Here is an 18,657-nt window from a genome sequence, read left to right as displayed (position 1 = left end):
AAAGAAGGGCTATTTTACACGTTTTAAATAGCTTTTCTTTCTATGCGTCTTTTCGACAGGTACACTTAACGACATGTCTTTTTGCTTACATTGAATTTCAAAGAGTGGTGAACCAAGACGATCCATACTATTTCGAATATAGTACTCATGCCCTTCATAGGTGATCATAGTGTCTTGATCGTATATCCAGCCTTCTCGAACTTGATCAATGACATAGGCCAAAATCTCACGTCCATTTACAACATCCCCTAAGACTTCTACTTCTGGATGTCCAAAAAGATCAGACAATCCCTTTGAAAAGTGTTTAGCAGGTTCTCCTGTTATCGGATTTAAGATAGTAATCAGTTTAGCTTCTTTTGTATGTTGTATAAATTCAATATGCGCGAGACCGTCTTCATCTAATTGCAGCTTAAATAGTCTTCCGTTGTAATTCCACTGACTGTTGATATTAAAGTCCAGTTTGAAAATGCGTTCTAAAATATCAAGGAGTAGCTGTTCCCCAGTTTCACCACACTCCCCACTTACAATAAGATCAGGATAACAGTAGTGAACCAAACCATTTGTACGTATATAAAGAACATTACCATCAATATCCGTTGTGGTTACTGGAAGTACAGCTGGATCAAAGAACAGGTACATAATTACTCCTCCTTTCAATCTTATTATTATTATAAAGCCGATAGTAACTTTTTCAAAATTTCGAGTGGTTTTATGGGAAATAAAAAAGGGAGAAAAAGTTCCCTTTTTCTCCCTTTGATCTATAGTTCGATTTCAATTTTCTCGATTTTAAGGTAATTATTTGCCTCCAAATTTTTACGAAGGCGTTCAGTTTCCATTTGAGCTAACGCTAGTGCATTTTCTTTAACTTCCTCCAAGGTATCTCCAATCGCGCCAAGGCGTAACTCGGGAATGTAGGCGGAATAGTTGTTCTCGACACTATCCCCCTCGATTAATAAGTGAAGGATTGCTTTTGAACGTTGTGCTGCTTTCAATTTTCTTCTTCCCCTTTCGTAGTTGACGCCCAATCTATGCCAGAAGTATGATAATAATCCTACCTCAGTAGTATGGTAACGCATATCAGAGTTCTAATGTACTATTAATAGTACAGTAAAATATTACTATGAAATATCTGGTAAGGTCAACGATTTTCTTTAAAATTCTCCAATCTAAGCATTCAACTACAAATCATGGGTTTAACTTTTCAATAAATCTTTAATAATAAGGAAATATTACCTATTGAAATACCAAACATGATATTATAAGTATACATAACTAAGTATGTACTCAAGCGGATGTTTGCAGAAAAGGCAAACTGTTACGAAAGTTCAGGACGCAAAACCACGGGTCTAAAGCAATTATGTGTGTTAAGATAGCCGGGTTATCCAAACGCTGCATTTCCCCATGAGGAGCTTTTATTTATGAATTCTGAATTTGGTCAGTATTTAAAGGAACTTCGACTGGCACGTAATTATAGTCTAAGAGAAGCAGGCAATATCAGTGGATTAAGTCATGGCTATATTCGTGATGTTGAACTAGGTTCTAATCGAAACAAAGGATCCATTATTATCCCAGGACCAAAAACATTACAAAAGTTCTCAGCAGCTTATGGAGTGTCATTCAATGAATTAATGGTAAGAGCCGGACATTTACCCTTGACTAGAATTGAAAACATACAGCATGTTGCTGTAAATGTTGAACTTATGAATTGTCTTTATGTCCAAGTTGATTGTCAAAGCATCATAAATTATCACTTTATTGATTCTGTAGTTCAAGAAACAAGAAGCTTATTTGATTACTTACAACTTGAAGAACTGTTGTTAACTTATGAATTTTCACGTGTGAAAAGCGGTCTCTTTATTAATAAAAATTCTATAAAAGATTTTGACGATACAACCATGAAAATACAATTTGGTTATAATAAATCATTAAAAATACCTGAGAGTCATTACTACTTACTCAAGGATTCTTTAAATAAGAAATTAACATCTAATAATTTGGTATTCATTCATTCGAACGACTACGCTGAAGTTTAGTTTTATCTAAAGAGAAAAACTGACATTTCTCTTTAATTGTAAATATCCGTATATGTAAATATACAAACTAATATGATAGTATATATATAAGAATAAAGGAAAGGCGAGATTGCTAAAATGAAGTCTCCGAATGATTTTGATCTCAATAGTGCACAATTAAAACCTTACTTAAAATCAATGATTGAAAAGTTGCCAAATGCACCTAAACTTATAATGCAAACACTTTCTACAAGAGATTGGAATAAAGAAGATCTATCTATCAATAGTAGAGTACGACGTGGTGAACTAAATTATGCAATTCTTTGGCTTGAAGCTCTTGGATTAGTGAAATACACACAGTCAGGAAGACAAAAGTTATATGGCATTACTCCTTTAGGAGAACAAGCCTATGAGGATTTCCGAGAGATATTTATGAGCTTAAAAGAAGAAGAATAAAGGACTGGGGGCGGAATTATTCCGCCTCACCAGTCCTTTTCTTTTCTCGCGTTTCCTGTGCTTCGTTTCTTATTCTATTTGCCAATTGAAGTACAGTTGAATCAACTGAAGCCGGCCTTAAAAATACTTGATTCTCATCTTCTATTGGATCCTTAACTTCTAAATCTGCCGGCTGATCCCATATAGAACTACGAAGTATAGTTTCTTGTTGATCATTTTCAGATTCATTTTTTTCTATTCTTTCTTCTTTTTTTACTAAAAGTTTTTCGTTTTGGTTATTAATATTTAATCTATCTTCAATTGCTTTTTGTTTAATTTTTGAGAGTAGTTCGTTTTTATTATCTTCTTTACTCTCATTTTTAATAATAATCGGTGTTTCTAAATCTTCATCGTAAGTAGTTTCTGTTTCCAAAACTTTTTCTTCTTTTAGAGGAGCAAAAAGTCTCCGTGGTAACGGCAATATCATACCAATTACTGGGTCTTGACGTACGTTATTATGTACTCCCCTGAATAAACATTCTCCATAATCTCCTGTCTCAGGATTATATCCTTTTAGACTAAGTATCTCTTTTGGAAGGACTCTATATCGTTTCTCTTCTTTAATTTGAGTCTTAAATCCTGTTGTAGACATTTCATCGGTGCCCGTGCTCTGCCCTATCTGATAATCTTCTCCGATCATATCGGCATAATATTGAGCATCGTCAACATCTAAGCCGGCTAAAATGAATTTCTGTACAGCATTTTGTTTTACCATGGTTCCAAGTCTTTCACTCACTTCATCTAGCTGCACATTGCCTTGATGAATAACGTTTACGAATACTTCAAATTCTCGAGCCATCTCAAGGAAAGTAGAGAATTCCTCATCCGCGAACATTTCAATTTCATCAACAGTTAATTGATGTGGTCGTACTTTTTCTTTCAAATTACGGCGGAAAGTACTTGCTCTCATTAAGTTTATATACAATCGTCCTACTGTATAAGTAAGTGTCTGTAGTGTACCATATGCACCATTAACAAGAACGACTTCACCATTACGTAATACATCATCAATATTAAAAGTCGAAGGACCGCAAAAGATTTTTTGGATATGTTTGTTCGATGTAAGTTCTGTCAAATAATCATAAATATTTGAATATGTCTGCATTGTATGTTCCTGCTGTTTTTGTGTACCTGCAATGTTTCTTGTGTATTCCATTAACAAAGACACCTGACTTTCGTGTCCTTGTTCTCTTAATACAGATAGAACTTCAACACGATACTCATCGTTAATCGGTTGTATTAATCGATTCAAATCATTATAAGTACAGTTATTTTGAAATGCGAGTTTCAAAGCCTTAATTCCTTCACGAAGTAGATTTGTTGCTCTGCTTTTGAAAAAATGTACAGCATCTGGTCCTAAGTATCCATGAAATGCAGAAACATTTGCTTCAATCATTGGCTCTATATCTTCGTTATCAGGAACATAAAGTGGATTTAAGCAATCTGTAAATTCATACTCTGGATCTAACCTGCGATAAGGCCTTCCAGTTCTGTCCATAAAGTTGGATAAACGATTAATTAATGAACCCTTTGGTTCAATAATTGTAGACCCTATATAGTCATTTAATAAATCCTGACTTATTACGTTCGTTGCAAAAAGGGTTTTGCCGGCGCCAGTACCTCCGATGAATTGACCGTGCTGCGCACGATCTGTTCGATTAAGAACTTTTAATTCACTTTGTTTTTCTTTAGTTGGTACTGTATAAAAAAGTTCAATCTCACATTTTTCTGAGTAATATCGCAAGTGGGATAAGGATCCTTTAGTATCAATATCAAGCTTTGTGGATGCATTAGATAATTCTTCAGAGTCAAATTCCCCAACTCTTTGGCCTCCCCCCTTTTCTTGCAATTCCGCCTCTTCAACAACCCTGGAGAGCTGATGAAAAATCGTCTTACCCATTCTTAAATGTAAAGTTGTATATAACGTTAATGCGACAACAGCTATTAGCATGAGAAATGCTAAGTTAAGTCCAATAATAATTGGAATATATCGCATGAGGATTTGGCCTAAGGCCAAGGTGCTTAAAGCATTTAGAAATGTTTGAATTATTGGTTTTGAATATGTATTCTTGAACATTGCCGGGCTAGAATAAATCATATGACCTAAAAAACACGGAAGAAGTAATGGAATAGCTCTAAAGAAAATTGGATCCTCTACTCCATAGATGACATCTTGGTACCTCCCCACCAACCATAAGAATAAAAGGATACATATACAGAGTAATGAAAAGGCTTGTAAGTTCCAAAGAACATTTTTATTTGCCGGATCCATTGTAAATCTTCTGATAGCAATATAAATATTTTTAAATACAAAGGCGATCATATGCCCCATTCCAGATAGTATTCCGCCTAATATCATACCTACATACTTCAATTAATTATCATCTCCTCAACTGACAATTGTATATATATTAATTAGTATATATACATATATGCTTTGAAGTCTACCTCTCCAGGTTGTTTGACCATTGTTCCTAAATAAAAATAACAGCTTCCAAATTAAGAAGCTGTTACTCTTTAGCAAATTATGATTCGTATTCTTTCTTCATTTCGTCTTCCAAGCGTTCATCTATATATGCCTGGACAAACATTATTTTGGCAGCCATATCCTCGCTTTTAAAAATTATTCCTTTTTTCTGAGGATTCTGTTTCCAAAGATCTTCTGCTTGCTGCTGCAACCTCTGTCTAACCCTTCGTTCTGCACTTCGTTCATTTAATATAGCCGTACGTGTTTCTACTGCCCTAGCTTTTTTCTCTTCTTCCGGGTTAGGCATTAGAAGTTGAACTTGTTTTTCATAATTTCCTTCCATGTTTCTTTTAAAATTGGTCAGATCAGCAAGTTCTTTTTTTACCTCTTCTCTAAGTCCATATAGTTGTTCTACTTCTGTTCTTATCGATTCCTTTAATCTTTGTTCCATTAACGCAAAAGATACTCCCTCTTCCCCACTTTCTTCAGAGGGATCGTAATTAAGACTCCCTGCAAATTTCTCTTGAATCATTGCAGCAATTCCGTCCATGTTGGGATTGCCAAATCGTTTTTTCGCCTGATATATAAACTTAATGATCTCAATATCATTTTTGGAAAACACCCGTTCCTGACGTGCATTACGTGGAATGGTATGCACCTTCAACTCTTGAAGTTCATTCACCCAATTTCTTATTGTCGGTGTTGGGATTGTGATTCCCTCATCCATCAATTTTTCCCGTACGGAACCTATCGTTAAAAAGCCATCCCATTTTTGGAAATCCATTTCTGACATGCCATCACTTCCTCTTTTATTAGAATTATATTCACTTCACTTATTTTCAATAGGATCCCAGCTATTAGTATGCTATTAATATACTCCTATTATATCACAATAGACGATTTCTATGTCATCTCTCGATAAATCGTAGGCTCTCAGTACCAGTCTAATAATAACCTGTCGCCCACCAATAGGCTATCTATTAATAGATTATAATTACTTATCGATATATTATCACATTTCAATAACCTATCTATTAATAGCCTCCTACATATCAGAAAGCTATCTATTGCTAATTGCTTTCCATTTACTAACTAGCTATCAGATTTTAGAAGTCTATCTATTGCTAATTGCTTTAACTTTATTGATAATCTCCTATTTTGTAATAATCTATCTTTTGACAACCTCCTAGAAGATTGATTTGCCTTCACAGTTGTTTAGTGAGTCCTATTAGTAGGTTATTACTTATCAATAATCTCCTTCATTCCGTTTGTTATAGGCTCCCAAGAGGGCTTGAGCTATCAATACTTTACTAATTCATAACGTATAGTCGATCCTAATGTTGTAATTATGAGGATTGACCAGGTTCATCAGGGGCTAACTAATAATTAACCCGAACTTGTAAGGAGGGAAGGGGATCAAAATAGGTTGCTAATAGCTTATCTAATAGCTCTAAAGAATCTCTCAGCTGCTAGTAACCTATCAATATCTTGAGAATGGCCAGAGGTAGAGTGGAGGCAGGCTTCACTGACATATCTACCAACAAGAATATCGCCGCGGCGTGCCTCAATATGACGTCAAGATTGTCGGAGAGTCCAATGAAACCGGTACGACGGTTAGGTTCAAACCTGATTCGGAGATTTTTATTGACAACATAACGATGCGAGTTCATCAAGGTATTTGAACCGCAACAAGGAAGTTATGGTCTATGTAGAGGGCTCGAAGGACCATATCCAGGTTGAAGAGTGCTGCATATAAAAGAGGAGCCTTTGCAAGAGTGTTACTTTGACAACCTTGATTTAGTGATTCTTTAAGTTGCGTAACGTTGCACTAATTTATCTGAAACTCCCATAAACCCTTGATATATAAGCTTTTCTAAATATCGCTTGATTGTAATAATAATGTGACGTTACGATACACTATTTAAGAAATAACCATTCGATCCTTTATCAGGACACATGGACAAACTAGTTTTAACCTGCAAAATTGTGGGGGAAGGCAGGGAGCCGAAAATAGAAAATAGATTAACAATAGCTTATCTAATTGACTCTTAAGAATCTCTCAACTGCTAGTAACCTATCAACATCCTGAGATTGGAATAGTAGAGTGGGGGGGAGTGCATAAAATAGAAATGAATTATGAAAAATAATAAGTGGCTGCCCAAATTGATTTAGTGAAACTTAAAGATACGTAACGATGCATTATTTTATCGAAAGTATCTATAAACCCTTGGTTAATAAGCCTTTTTTCATGAGGCGCGATACTATAAATAAGGGTGACGTAACGATACACTATTAAAAATAAAAACCCCATTCGGAATAAACCGAAAGGGGTTTTTATTAATTACAGTTTAAAATCGCTTCTGTCATTTTTCTTTTGAGTAGGAGTGGTGGAGAACAAGTCAAAATCTGTATTTCTAGTGCGTTCTTTTGTTGCTGCTGTTTCTCTACGTTCAATAGAAGTGAAGGAGGAGAGGTCTAGATTATCTCTTTTACCACGTTCACTACGTTTTTGCTCTAGTTCTTCCTCTTCAAGATCAATCTCTCTTAGCATTTCAACGATTCGTCCTGGAAGAGATGAGCATACTGCACCGGTATATAAAATAGCCTTTGGTGCATCACTCTCTTTAACCTTACTACGACTAGTTATTGTTCCCCACGACGTATTCTCGATTAATCCAGTATGGGGCTTCTCCGCATTAGCAATAAATTTACCAAAACGTTCTTCTAATGTTCTGAATTGAGAGTCGGAAATGGAGTGATTACCATTCTTAGGGTGGATCACGGCAACAAATCCATTTATAGCATCCAATTCGTAATCATAGTCATTAGCAGTTGGTGATTCTCTGAAGCTTTTCTGAATTAAAGCAGTATATGTGTTAACAGCTAAGAGATCATCTGGTTGTATGTAGCACTTACCGACAGAGAGATATCCAGGAGTACATAAAACATCTAAGTACTCATCTTCATCAAATGTTTTACCCGATGGAAGGGAAGTTAAGAAGATTGTTTCTGTTAAAAGTGATGCCAGCGTACTGTTACCATGATCTGACCATTCCAGTTTAGTATCTGTCTCACTAAAAATGCCTTCCGTCATTTTAAATAACTTTTCATTGTCGATAATCATTACAGAGCCGCATTCTTCGTCCTTAATTAAGCTATCAATATTAGCTAGACCCCATCTTGCATTCTTCTTTATACCGCGCTTTTCCCACGTTCCTGGTACAGAAAGTATTGCTCCGAATGAAGGTTTTCCATTAAACGGTTCTCTTACACGCGAAAGGTTACTTAGAATGATTGGAGCTGCTGCATTTCCAGTTCCTCCGCCCATGCCGGCAATAACAAAGACAAAATCAGCATTCACGACTTCTTGACGTTGAAGGAGAGAGAGGATTTTATCGCGATTATCCTTTATGGCAGCTTGGCCACGTTCAATATCTTTGACCGCTCCATTATAACCATCGAGCTTGATTTTATCTTGAATAACTTTTAGATCTGATAAGTCAGAATCAGATGTATTGATGGCAAAAACATTGTGTTGAAGTCGTGATAATTCATCCCCTTGGCGTCCACCATACTGCCCGCAAGCAATAAAACAAAACTTCAATTTCTTTGCATTCCCATCTGTTCTTCTTGTAAATCCTTCAAGTGTAATAAAGCCCAAATTCATTTCCATTCAATCATCTCCTAATTTTAGAATCCCTTATTAGTTCAGCTAACTGTAGCCCGCGAATTAAATCTGCTTTGTATATTTTTTTTCTTCGATCCATTGAAGAACTTTCACAGTTTACAAACCCAGAAATCTCATAGAAGAGAACGGCTTTATCAACAGTGATTCGATCTCCAATGGCTTCGACTAATTCCTTCCACGAAATACCTTCATCCTTGTTATTCCAGATATGAGTAAACACATTGAAAAACTCTTTAGGTATTCTTTGAGAAATTATCCCAAGAATCTCACTCGGGTACTCTCCATACTCGCGATCTTCATCATTCAAAAGTGAGTCGCTCCTTTCTAAAAGATATGCATCGAAAACATTGGTGTAACTTTACGTTGCACGATCTATCAACTTAACAAAAACTATTATGCAACTTAACGCTACACTATTTCTTGAAAACTACCAAAACTCCTTTATTCATTGAGTTCTCAGCACTTATTTGACTTAGTATGTAGTGTGTCGTAATGCAGAGTTACGAATCATTATATTAATTATCTAGTAGATTATGGGTGTATGTCAAGCTGTCGCAATACTTTACCTCCGTTACGGATCCATTTGCTTTATAACGCAGCTTTACTTACCTGGATATAGAGGATTGGGGTTCCAATATAGTGTCAACGACCATAATGGATTAATATCTCCTTCATTCTTCAGTTATACCGATAGATCTGTTTAAAAAACTCTAGTAGTAATCTATCTCCTGTTAACTAATAGCTATAAGTAGGCTATTTAGAGCACTAAGACACCATTTCGATAGGACAGTAATATATACTAATATGCTATTAGTAGATTATATGAGGGAGCTATTAATAGTTTGTCTTCACCTCCCTTTGTTGCCATGGATACCCGAAAACGAATAAATGATCTATTGCCGAATTGGATAATGTTGTATTACTATGGAGCTTGTTTCAACATCAGCGCAATTACATTTTGCAGTCGAAGTTGAGGTTACAAATTATACAGTCAAGGAGGGTTTATTTTTTTTCACTTAATAGTCTGAACATCGTGCTTTTTATGAGTTGTTTATTGTCCAATTGAATACTCTTTATGTTGTTTAAACATCTATGCATTTAGTCGTATGTTTATCGTTATTTTTATCTAATCAAACATTGTGTGATTCATTGAACGTAAATTTTCCTCAAAAAAGCGAAGAGAGCAGTACAGGCTTAATATTGTCCGATCCGCCTAATCGCGACTAACACCGAAAAATCGACTTTTTATTTTCAACCCCACCCACTCATGGGCTAAGAAAGGAGAGATACCCGTGACAAACTCAAAAAAACCTAAGCGAAGTTCGAATGCTAAGGTTGGGGGAAAAGAAATCAAACAAAAAAAACAAGTTACAAATGAGTTATCGTTAGGTGATGCCATTTCACGACTGAGTAGCAGGGATTGGAGATTGTTAATCGATCTCTATCTATGTCGTGTAATGCCTCAGAATGTCATTATTGAAACCTTCTTCTTAGACAGTCCAGAGTTGTATTACAGGGAATATGAATCTGCTGATGAAGAGGGAAGAGAACAGCTGGTTTTAAAAAATAGAAACCGGGCCGTCATTAAGGGAAGGCGCACATTGCGTGAATTGCAAATAGCAGGACTTACTGAAAGTACAAAAATGATACCAGATGAAATGGATAAGCCTGTTCATCTTCGAAAGAGTGTTCGTGGTGAGTCGTGGTATTATCTTACTGCTCGAGGATTGCGTGTTGTTGAAACGAAGATTGGAGCAATTGAGGAGTCAAAACTATCCAAAGTGGAACTAGATATGGAACGAGCAAAAAAGGATCACATATGGGAACTTGGTAAGGTATATCTGGATTTAAGGTATAACTGGATGGTCAAATTCCCTGAGTTCGTACAATTTCAAGATTGGGACTGGCATCCATCGTTAACTGTTTATTCGGATAATCAAACTATGGAGATTCGGCCTGATTCTGTTCTACGGATAGGGGAGCAGCTGCTTTATGTGGAACTTGATCGATCCACAGAGCCGGTGCAACGTTCACCATTTTATTCCAATCAGGTTTCGATCAAGATGAAACTCGAACGTTATCGTAGTGTTATGAAATTAACTACTAATCCGATTCAGCGTAGTGGAATCATTGCATTCATTCTTCCGGAGGCTGTAAAAAACACGCGGTTAGAGAATATTCAAAAAGCTGCTGATGACGTTTTTAAAGGTGAACAAAAGGTGTTTGTTGGAAGGACTATTGGTGACATCATTATGAAATTAGTCTCGATTGAAGAAAGCTCCTATGAAACGCCGTAGCTATCCCTAGATATTTTTAACAATCCTGTATTGAAGAATATATGTATATTAATTAATATGTATATATATTAGTATGTATACATACATGAATGAATTGGAGGAGGTGAATGTTTGAACAAAAACAAAAAGATCATCTTTGCGACATTAGGGGTGTTAATTTTTCTCATAGGTGGGCTCTTACTTATTCGTAATCCAGGAGTGCAGAAACCAATACCCGAACCGATCAAGCAAGAGGAGACTGTATCTACCGTTGTCCAAGATGATAAAGAGTTGGACGATTCCCATCAAAAGGTTATTGCTATTGTGAATGATGTAGCAGATGCGGCTGCCGATGAAGCTCCTGGAATTTGGAACAGTGTAGTTGACGCTTGGAAATGGTTTGAAGCTTTTCCTTCCAGATATGCAATTATCCTTCTAGGTGTGGCAGTCTTTCTTATTGGCATTATGGTCAACAATAAAAGCCACCAAAGTCACGGAAGCTCAAAAAGGAGGTGAGTGCAAGATTGGGTTTACTTAACAAAAAGAAAAAGCAAAAACAAGTGATTGAAGATCAACAGCATTCAAACGAACCAAAGAAAGAACCAGGAAAAAAGAAAAAGTCGGATAAGTCGATTAAACCTAGAGCTCCACGTTCAAGTGCAGGTAAAAAGATTGTCCGTGGTGTCTTTTGGACGATTGTTTGCTTAATCCTTCTTAAAGGTGCGATCTCTTTTGCACAAGGGACACGAGTAATCAATCAAACAAATGTGTACGGGAATACCGAGATAGTAGTTTCCGATGCTGTGAAAGGGTTCGCATTGGACTTTGCTACGGAGTACTTTACTTGGGACGCCAACTATACTCAAAACCGTGAAACGCGATTAAAGAGTTTCATTAACGGTATCAATTCCGATATGGGTATGAAGACCTTTGATGCTACCACATCTAGCAAAGTCACATCAGCAGAAGTTTACAATTCCAAATCCATTGATAAAACAAATTTCGAAGTAACCGTGGCTATATTACGGACAGTTACACCTCTGCCGGATAAATTATTATCTGCTCAGGGGAAAGCTGAACAGCCAGAAGCAACATCGAGTAAAACCTATATGGTTGTTCCTGTCACGTTAGCTGCTGAAGGGCCGGTAATTACATCCTATCCTCGTTTTGTATCCGAACAGGTTAAAGGAGAAACTATTGATCCCGCTTCCGAGCCAACTTCTATTGTCAATGAAGGCCTAATTAAAAAGGCGACCGAACTTGCAGATAGTTATCTCCGCTCTTGGTACGAGGGGAATAGTAGTCAGATCAAATACTTCTATGCTAGCACCGGTAAAGTACCTGCGTCTCTTAACAAATCAGAGTTTACTTACACGAGTCTAGACAAAGTTTCGGTCTACTCTGTGCCAGAGAATAATGGTACTGATAAAACTTATCGCATCGTAGCTGATGTTTTAGTGAAGAGTGCTTTTGGTGAGCCATTTAATAACTCATGGTCGCTAACCGTTGTAGAGCAGGATGAGAAGTTGTTTGTTGTTTCTAATGGGATTGATCAAACAGCGACTCCAGTTAAGGCAACAGATGACGAACCAACTCCTACGCCAGATGAATCAAACACTAGTACAGATCCGATGGAATCACTAGAATAATTTAAAAATTGAAAGGGGTACATCCCAATGAAGATGAATCACAAACAAGTATTAAAAATTTTCTTGCTTTCTATCACTTTATTGTCATTTGCAGCACCGGTATTTGCTGCTGGAGGAGGAGTAGGCGAAAGATTTGGCAGTTCGTTGACTTCTAATATCACTGCACTAATTCCGGGCGTTCTGCTCATTATAGCTATTTACTTCATGATTGTTCGAGATTGGATGAAAATGATTAGTTTCGTAGGTATTACTATCGTTGTTGCTATTTTCACAAATTGGTCTAAAGTTACGACTATTGGTGGAAAAGTATATGACTCATTTATTAGCTAACCATGAGCGACAAACAGGAGACACCCCGGGTAACAGTCTCGAACTACACAAAAATTTGGAATTTAGATTGGGTTATTTATGCTTTAGAAGGCAAGAAGCTGCCGATTCCGGCGAATCTCAGGGTTATAGGCATTTTTATCGTTTGTGAACTTATATTCTATATCCTTGGAAAGACGATACTGTTCTTCCTACCTGGAGCTTATACGATGCTGTTCCTTCCTTTCGGGGCAACATGGTTAATTGCAAAGCAAAAGTTGGATGGTAAAGCACCTCATAAGTGGCTTCTCGGCATGATTTACTTCTGGATGAGGAATAAACATCTATACCGTTATCGAAAGTTCCAATATACAAAACGTTATGCCTACGATAGTAAAGTGGTCTACAGAACAAGAAGAGAGCGTGAATAGTCACGCTCTCTTTTCTAAAAGGAGTTGTTGTGCTTGGCAATTGCAGCCAAAAAACGAATTAACAAAATTAACATAGAATTCCCTATTGCCTATTATGAAGATAATTTGATTTTTAATCGAGATAAGAGCGTCTTTGCGATCTATGAACTTGACCCTTTTATTTATGACCATCTGAGCGACCAACAACAAATTGATCGTTTGATTTCCCAAACCTCTTTGTTAACGTTAATGACAGATGACTTTCACATATTATGGTTACCACGTACCCATGATATCGAAGCGCACCACGATCGCCTTAAGGATCGCCTTCACGGCCCTTTAAAAAAATGGGGTAAGAAAGTCATTGATATTATGAATGGTTATCTTGTTGAAACTTATAATACCGTTAATGGTTCAAATAACTCTGATTACAGAGCCTACCTTATCGTTAAGCTTCCTAAAAACGAAGCAAAAGATTTGGTAGATCATGTAGAAACCATTGCTACTGAACTGAAAAAACTCATTCAGCACCCTAAACGTTTTATTGAAAACATCGCTGGGCTAAATGAACCAGAAATCTTTGAACATGAATTTCAATCTTATCAAGTTAAGGAACATCAAATATTTGATCGCATCTCTCGCAAAGTGAAAGTTAAACGTGCTAATCATCGTACCATCGAATGGTTGATCAAACGTAATTTTTGGTGGGGCATCAGTGATCCTATCCTCCGGTCCGAATCAGATGAAATGGGATGGAAGCCGAAAAAGACGAAAGGTGAGCGGGGGGGTCTGAGTACCATGCTTTATGACTCGCGTCAAATTCTAACGCTAACTGAATGCGAGATAGATGCTTCAAGTCCCCGTAGAATAAAGCTCACACAGCCACATGATGGAGAAGAAAAGCAGGTCTATCAAGCATATTTAGCTCTTTCAGAACTACCAGAAAACGGGCTCGAAATGCCTGGCAGTGAATGGCTTTATAGCGCAGCAACATTGCCATTCCCGGTGCAAATGAGTGTAAAAGTCGAAGTTATGGAAGCACGTGATGCTCTTAAAAAACTTAGTAAGAAGAAGATGGACATTGATAATCAGGTTAAAAACATTCATGAAGCAGGAGCTACCGTGCCCCTAGATCTTCAGGAAAAACAAGAACGTGCACTTAGCTTGGAAGACGAGTACAAGAAGCGAAAGAATCCGACCTTTATCACTCATGTCACTTTTGGTCTCTATCATACCGATCTTAACCTGCTTAAGAGTAATATAAAAATTATTCAGGACCATTATCGGGATTTTGGTAATATTCATGTTGAATTGCCGGCTGGTGACCAATGGCTTTTATTTAATGACTTTATTCCAGGTTCACCACGATATGTCTCCGATTACATACAACGTATTCCCCCGGAAACATTAGCAGCTAGTATGGTTGGAGCAACGCAAGAGCTTGGAGATGGAGTAGGGTATTATATCGGGACCACCGGTTCGTTACAGCGTCCTGTATATGTTGATCTTCGCCATGCAAGCCAAATTAACCGTTCACCGTCCATAAGTTTGCACGGCACTCTAGGCGGTGGTAAATCTGTACTTTTAAACTTATTAGGTTATCAAAATGCTATTACCGGTGGTAAGACACTTATCTTTGATCCAAAAGCGGAGCGATCACATTGGCCGGATGCACTACCTGAACTTGATGGGCAGATACAAGTCGCTACATTATCGGCTGCAGAGGAAGATGTAGGAAAACTGGATCCATTCCTTATGCTCGAGAATATTGAGGATGCCAAAGAAGCAAGTATGGATATCCTGTCATACCTGGCTTCGGTTAAAACAAATTCAATTGAATATTCCTATATTTCTCAATCGGTCGTACAAGTTGCTGCTGAACCACGTCCTTACCTGACGAAATGTATTGATGTGCTGGCTGAAATGGGGAAAACACGGCCTCCAGCAGCTGTCGTTGCTGAAGTACTGTCCAGTTTCCAAAAATTATCCTTTGCAAAATTACTCTTTGGTAACGGTGAGCAGAAGACAATTAATATGGATTATGCCGTTAACATCTTACAAGTTCAGAATCTAAAAATGCCTGCTATGGAGAAATCGCCTGAGAACTATTCCCTCGCAGAGAAAATGTCTATTGCAACAATGTATTCAATCGGGCGTTTTATGGACAAATTCGTCTATTATGATCGTGCAATCTTCACTCTTGCTGAAATGGACGAAGCCTGGGCTTTTCTTCGTCAGCAAATTGGCAAAGAAATGGCAGACCGAGTTATTCGTACCGGACGATCTTTAAATGGCGGTCTGGCTGTCGCCTCCCAGAATGCATCCGATTATTCAGGTGACTTAGCCGGCAACATTGGTATGAAGTTTGCCTTCCGGGACTCTGATACAAACAAAATCAAGGACACTTTATCGTACTTCGGTCTTGAGCATACTCAGGACAATATGGATATGGTGAAAAATTTGGAAAACGGCCAATGTTTAATGCAAGATATTTACGGACGAGTGGGCGTTCTAACCGTCGATGTCGTATTCCAGCACCTCTTCGATTGCTTTGATACTCGGCCGCCAGAAGCTGCTACAGACCAAGCGGAAGAGGGGGAAGAAAACGACTACGATACACTTACCCGCTTCGGCCGGTTCCATACAGAGGCAGCTGCTGCAGGGGAGGACGATGATTCTGATTGGGATGAGTAGCCGTTTGCTGAGATCACTACTTGTTGTCGTATTCCTATTAACCATATTCTTATCGACCATTGCTCCTCATGTCTCTTATGCTGCTGGTGCAATGGATGAAATGATCCCGCAATGCCCAAAAGGTGATGCTTCCTGTACGAACAAGTCAGAGTTCAGTAATATAGGCGCTTCACATTATGCGTTTCAGACAGCCCAAGAGAAGAAATCGTTTTGGAATTTAAGTGGAAAAGCCAATGACTACATAAACTCTTTCTACGACACCACCTTAAGCTCTATCTTCTTGGTTGGCGTACAGATAACCCGCTTCTTCAGCTTTATTGTTCGAGAGGCATTTACTTTTAGTTACTTTAACTACTTTATTGATGCTGTAGCAGCAATGATTACAAATCTTACTGGTGTAAGCAATGGGCGTATTGGTGTTGGGCTATGGGCCAGTCTTTTTGGTGTATTTGCATCCTTTACACTGCTCTACATGCTTTGGCAAATGGTTCGCATAAGGTTTTTAGATACTTTGCAGACCGCAATTACATTCTTACTTGTCTTAGTAATTTCACTAAGTTTCTTCTCTCAAGCTGCCATCTTCATGAAGTTTATTAATGATGGTGCAGCAGAGCTTGGAGGAGATATTTACACGGCACTAGCAAAACCTGGTGGCTTGAGTCCTTCAACTAGCCAAGGAATAACAACCATGACCGATCAAGTCTGGTTGGAGCTTATTGTGAAGCCTTATGAAATGCTTCAATTTGATGACTCGGGTATGTATGAGAATGATAAAGCAACGCTTATGAAAGTCTTAAAAACAAACCCCAACTCCGATGATCGAAATAAGGCACTCTTAGACCTTAAAACAAAGTATCCAGCGGTAGGTATGATACGCTCGGCTGAACAGATCGTCATTTTACTTTGCGCATCTTTACTAGGTTCTATCATTCTTGGTTTACTGAGTTATTGGGCGATAATGACCATTTATACCCGAATGAAATTCATTATTCATGCATGCATTATGTCCATAACGTTACTCGCCTCGTTACTTCCGGGAAGAGCAGCTGGATTAAACGTCATACGCGGACAATTCATTAAGCTAATAGGCTTGGGAATATCCACCGCTACAACCTTCTTCTTCTTAGACTTATCACTGGTGATGGGGCATATGTCCTTTGATATTTTGTATAACAAGGCGAATGCAGGTTGGTTTGTATCAATGGTAGTTGAAGCTATTATGGTTGTTGTCGTCTTCAAATTCCGCAATGAAATCGGATCCGTATTTTCCAAAGCAGTTGGCGCTATTCCTATGCCCCAGAGAGCGAAAAATTCAGTCCTGGATGCTGTTCAACGAAATGTTACCCGCTCCATCTACAACAAAGCTGGAGAATCAATTGGTGGAATGTTTAACCGGAAAGAAGCAGAAGGGGTGCCGGCCAGCTTTAATCCAAGTGCTATTAGCAGAGCAAACGATAGCGTCAATGATGCGACTACGGCTAGTATGCAGCTTCGTTATCAAAGGGAGAAAGATGCTTCCGAGCAGCTAGCCATTTCATCCGGTGAACCAGTACAATACACGCCATATGTGCAACGCGTTAATGAAAACCTTCAGAATAATGCTAAAAATCCATTTAGAGGCATGGATAAAGAATGGAAAGAAGAGAAGAACCGACTGAAAGCTGTGAAAGAAGACGGAGGGGATTTAAAACAGGCGATATTGTCCCGTGGCGTCCAAGAAGGTATGAATGATCAACAAGTTGCTGCAACAATGTACTCCAACGAAAATGCCATTCGCCAGGCATCAACCTTCATGGTTAATCGTCCAAAACAAGCTGTTAATCAAATGCAGCGCGCGGGCACGCTTAATAAAAACCGTAGACTAGAAACATCTGTCGATGATTTTATTATGAATGATTTATTTACCCGGTATAGGGCGGAACATAATCAAGCTGTACAACAATCGACTACAACAGGTGATCCAATAAAGCACACGCCTTTTGTTAATGCGATGGATCAAAGGTTCAAGGCTGCCGGTCTTATCACAACGCCAAAGATCAATGCGATAATGCTTTCACGTAAAGGCCGTATTGGATATGCTTCGTTCTTTCAATCCATGCCTGAATACACACAGAAGCGGGATACACTATTGCGGGCAAATGAAGCATTCATGAAAGCATCGACACCTGCATTAGGAGCTCAACTAATTACACCAACTAACGTACCATTTAAAGCGATCGGACCAATCAGTACAAGCGAAGTACAAAGTAAAATGCCAAGTCTTCCTAATGCAATGGATAGACGGACAATTGCTCCACATGTTCATGTATCTGCACCGCTTAATACCACCGTTGATTTGACCAAAGTAACGCTACCTACTACGTTAAAAGATGCCATTAACATTTCAGTAGCTGGTTTGAATAAATCAGTTCCAGGAGTTCAGGCCTCTGATTATGCGGGTCTCAGCGATGTAGAAATTAAAGAGATTAAAGAAGCGGTTTCCGATGATCTTACCACACACCTGCATACCATGAACAACCAGTTAAAAGTCATGAGTAACGCACATGGTACTAGAGTCTCTGAAGTAGATGCAACAATGAATGCCCTTGCCAACAAAGTTAAGAAAAATGCAAATGAAGCTCGATCAAAAAAAATCAAACGTGTCAATGTTGACGATTAGG

The 18,657-nt window shown here is 38.1% G+C and carries 15 protein-coding genes and 1 riboswitch; of the genes, 9 read left to right on the top strand and 6 right to left on the bottom strand.

The window, feature by feature from the left end:
- Positions 1-9 precede the first annotated feature (9 nt).
- Both WFJ73_RS22315 and WFJ73_RS22310 read right to left on the bottom strand, forming a co-directional pair.
- Positions 10-639: a hypothetical protein gene (locus WFJ73_RS22315; RefSeq protein WP_336775162.1), complete on the bottom strand. Its 630-nt coding sequence runs from the start codon at positions 637-639 to the stop codon at positions 10-12.
- 119 nt (positions 640-758) lie between these two features.
- The gene (locus WFJ73_RS22310; protein ID WP_336775161.1) at positions 759-992 is read right to left on the bottom strand and encodes a hypothetical protein; all 234 of its coding nucleotides are present in this window, start codon (positions 990-992) and stop codon (positions 759-761) included.
- 304 nt (positions 993-1,296) lie between these two features.
- A riboswitch (cyclic di-GMP riboswitch) is annotated at positions 1,297-1,386 on the top strand.
- A gap of 32 nt (positions 1,387-1,418) precedes the next feature.
- On the opposite strand from WFJ73_RS22310, the gene WFJ73_RS22305 reads away from it, so the two are divergent.
- Together WFJ73_RS22305 and WFJ73_RS22300 are read left to right on the top strand one after the other, a co-directional pair.
- Positions 1,419-2,033, top strand: a complete 615-nt coding sequence (locus tag WFJ73_RS22305; protein ID WP_336775160.1) for a helix-turn-helix domain-containing protein — start codon at positions 1,419-1,421, stop codon at positions 2,031-2,033.
- Positions 2,034-2,150: 117 nt separating this feature from the next.
- Positions 2,151-2,468 carry a hypothetical protein gene (locus tag WFJ73_RS22300; protein WP_336775159.1) on the top strand — a complete coding sequence of 106 codons (318 nt, stop codon included), beginning with the start codon at positions 2,151-2,153 and terminating at the stop codon, positions 2,466-2,468.
- 16 nt (positions 2,469-2,484) lie between these two features.
- On the opposite strand, the gene WFJ73_RS22295 is transcribed toward WFJ73_RS22300, so the two are convergent.
- From WFJ73_RS22295 to WFJ73_RS22280, 4 genes are all read right to left on the bottom strand, one after another.
- Positions 2,485-4,881 (bottom strand): type IV secretory system conjugative DNA transfer family protein, encoded by a 2,397-nt coding sequence (locus tag WFJ73_RS22295; RefSeq protein WP_336775158.1) that lies wholly within the window; start codon positions 4,879-4,881, stop codon positions 2,485-2,487.
- A gap of 151 nt (positions 4,882-5,032) precedes the next feature.
- Entirely contained in the window at positions 5,033-5,767 is a 735-nt protein-coding gene (locus tag WFJ73_RS22290; RefSeq protein ID WP_336775157.1) for a hypothetical protein, read from the bottom strand.
- A 1,548-nt stretch (positions 5,768-7,315) separates the two neighbouring features.
- Positions 7,316-8,647 (bottom strand): hypothetical protein, encoded by a 1,332-nt coding sequence (locus tag WFJ73_RS22285; protein WP_336775156.1) that lies wholly within the window; start codon positions 8,645-8,647, stop codon positions 7,316-7,318.
- Between the two features lie 4 nt (positions 8,648-8,651).
- A complete protein-coding gene (locus WFJ73_RS22280) occupies positions 8,652-8,969 on the bottom strand; it encodes a hypothetical protein (protein WP_336775155.1) in 318 nt (105 codons plus the stop codon).
- Positions 8,970-9,954: 985 nt separating this feature from the next.
- Between WFJ73_RS22280 and WFJ73_RS22275 the strand changes: the two genes are divergently transcribed.
- From WFJ73_RS22275 to WFJ73_RS22245, 7 genes are all read left to right on the top strand, one after another.
- Positions 9,955-10,959, top strand: coding sequence for a replication-relaxation family protein (locus WFJ73_RS22275; RefSeq protein ID WP_336775154.1), 1,005 nt, complete (start codon positions 9,955-9,957; stop codon positions 10,957-10,959).
- A 111-nt stretch (positions 10,960-11,070) separates the two neighbouring features.
- Positions 11,071-11,454, top strand: a complete 384-nt coding sequence (locus tag WFJ73_RS22270) for a hypothetical protein (RefSeq protein ID WP_336775153.1) — start codon at positions 11,071-11,073, stop codon at positions 11,452-11,454.
- 8 nt (positions 11,455-11,462) lie between these two features.
- Positions 11,463-12,587, top strand: coding sequence for a conjugal transfer protein (locus WFJ73_RS22265; RefSeq protein WP_336775152.1), 1,125 nt, complete (start codon positions 11,463-11,465; stop codon positions 12,585-12,587).
- A 27-nt stretch (positions 12,588-12,614) separates the two neighbouring features.
- A complete protein-coding gene (locus WFJ73_RS22260) occupies positions 12,615-12,917 on the top strand; it encodes a hypothetical protein (protein WP_336775151.1) in 303 nt (100 codons plus the stop codon).
- A gap of 2 nt (positions 12,918-12,919) precedes the next feature.
- A complete protein-coding gene (locus tag WFJ73_RS22255) occupies positions 12,920-13,324 on the top strand; it encodes a TcpE family conjugal transfer membrane protein (protein WP_336775150.1) in 405 nt (134 codons plus the stop codon).
- A 33-nt stretch (positions 13,325-13,357) separates the two neighbouring features.
- Positions 13,358-15,997, top strand: coding sequence for an ATP-binding protein (locus WFJ73_RS22250; RefSeq protein ID WP_336775149.1), 2,640 nt, complete (start codon positions 13,358-13,360; stop codon positions 15,995-15,997).
- Positions 15,975-18,656, top strand: a complete 2,682-nt coding sequence (locus WFJ73_RS22245) for a CD3337/EF1877 family mobilome membrane protein (protein ID WP_336775148.1) — start codon at positions 15,975-15,977, stop codon at positions 18,654-18,656. Before WFJ73_RS22250 ends, WFJ73_RS22245 begins: the two co-directional genes overlap by 23 nt.
- Position 18,657 lies beyond the last annotated feature (1 nt).

The organism is Paenibacillus sp. MMO-58 (genome assembly GCF_037146255.1).
Taxonomy (GTDB): domain Bacteria; phylum Bacillota; class Bacilli; order Paenibacillales; family Paenibacillaceae; genus Pristimantibacillus.
Note: the sequence above shows the minus strand (reverse complement) of the source record. Positions and strands in the feature narration are given on the sequence as shown.

What these genes read in the sequence shown, in the direction of transcription:
- WFJ73_RS22315 (WP_336775162.1), bottom strand. Translation starts at nt 639, where the DNA reads ATGTACCTGTTCTTTGATCCAGCTGTACTTCCAGTAACCACAACGGAT.
- WFJ73_RS22305 (WP_336775160.1), top strand. Translation starts at nt 1,419, where the DNA reads ATGAATTCTGAATTTGGTCAGTATTTAAAGGAACTTCGACTGGCACGT.
- WFJ73_RS22300 (WP_336775159.1), top strand. Translation starts at nt 2,151, where the DNA reads ATGAAGTCTCCGAATGATTTTGATCTCAATAGTGCACAATTAAAACCT.
- WFJ73_RS22290 (WP_336775157.1), bottom strand. Translation starts at nt 5,767, where the DNA reads ATGTCAGAAATGGATTTCCAAAAATGGGATGGCTTTTTAACGATAGGT.
- WFJ73_RS22285 (WP_336775156.1), bottom strand. Translation starts at nt 8,647, where the DNA reads ATGGAAATGAATTTGGGCTTTATTACACTTGAAGGATTTACAAGAAGA.
- WFJ73_RS22260 (WP_336775151.1), top strand. Translation starts at nt 12,615, where the DNA reads ATGAAGATGAATCACAAACAAGTATTAAAAATTTTCTTGCTTTCTATC.
- WFJ73_RS22255 (WP_336775150.1), top strand. Translation starts at nt 12,920, where the DNA reads ATGAGCGACAAACAGGAGACACCCCGGGTAACAGTCTCGAACTACACA.
- WFJ73_RS22245 (WP_336775148.1), top strand. Translation starts at nt 15,975, where the DNA reads ATGATTCTGATTGGGATGAGTAGCCGTTTGCTGAGATCACTACTTGTT.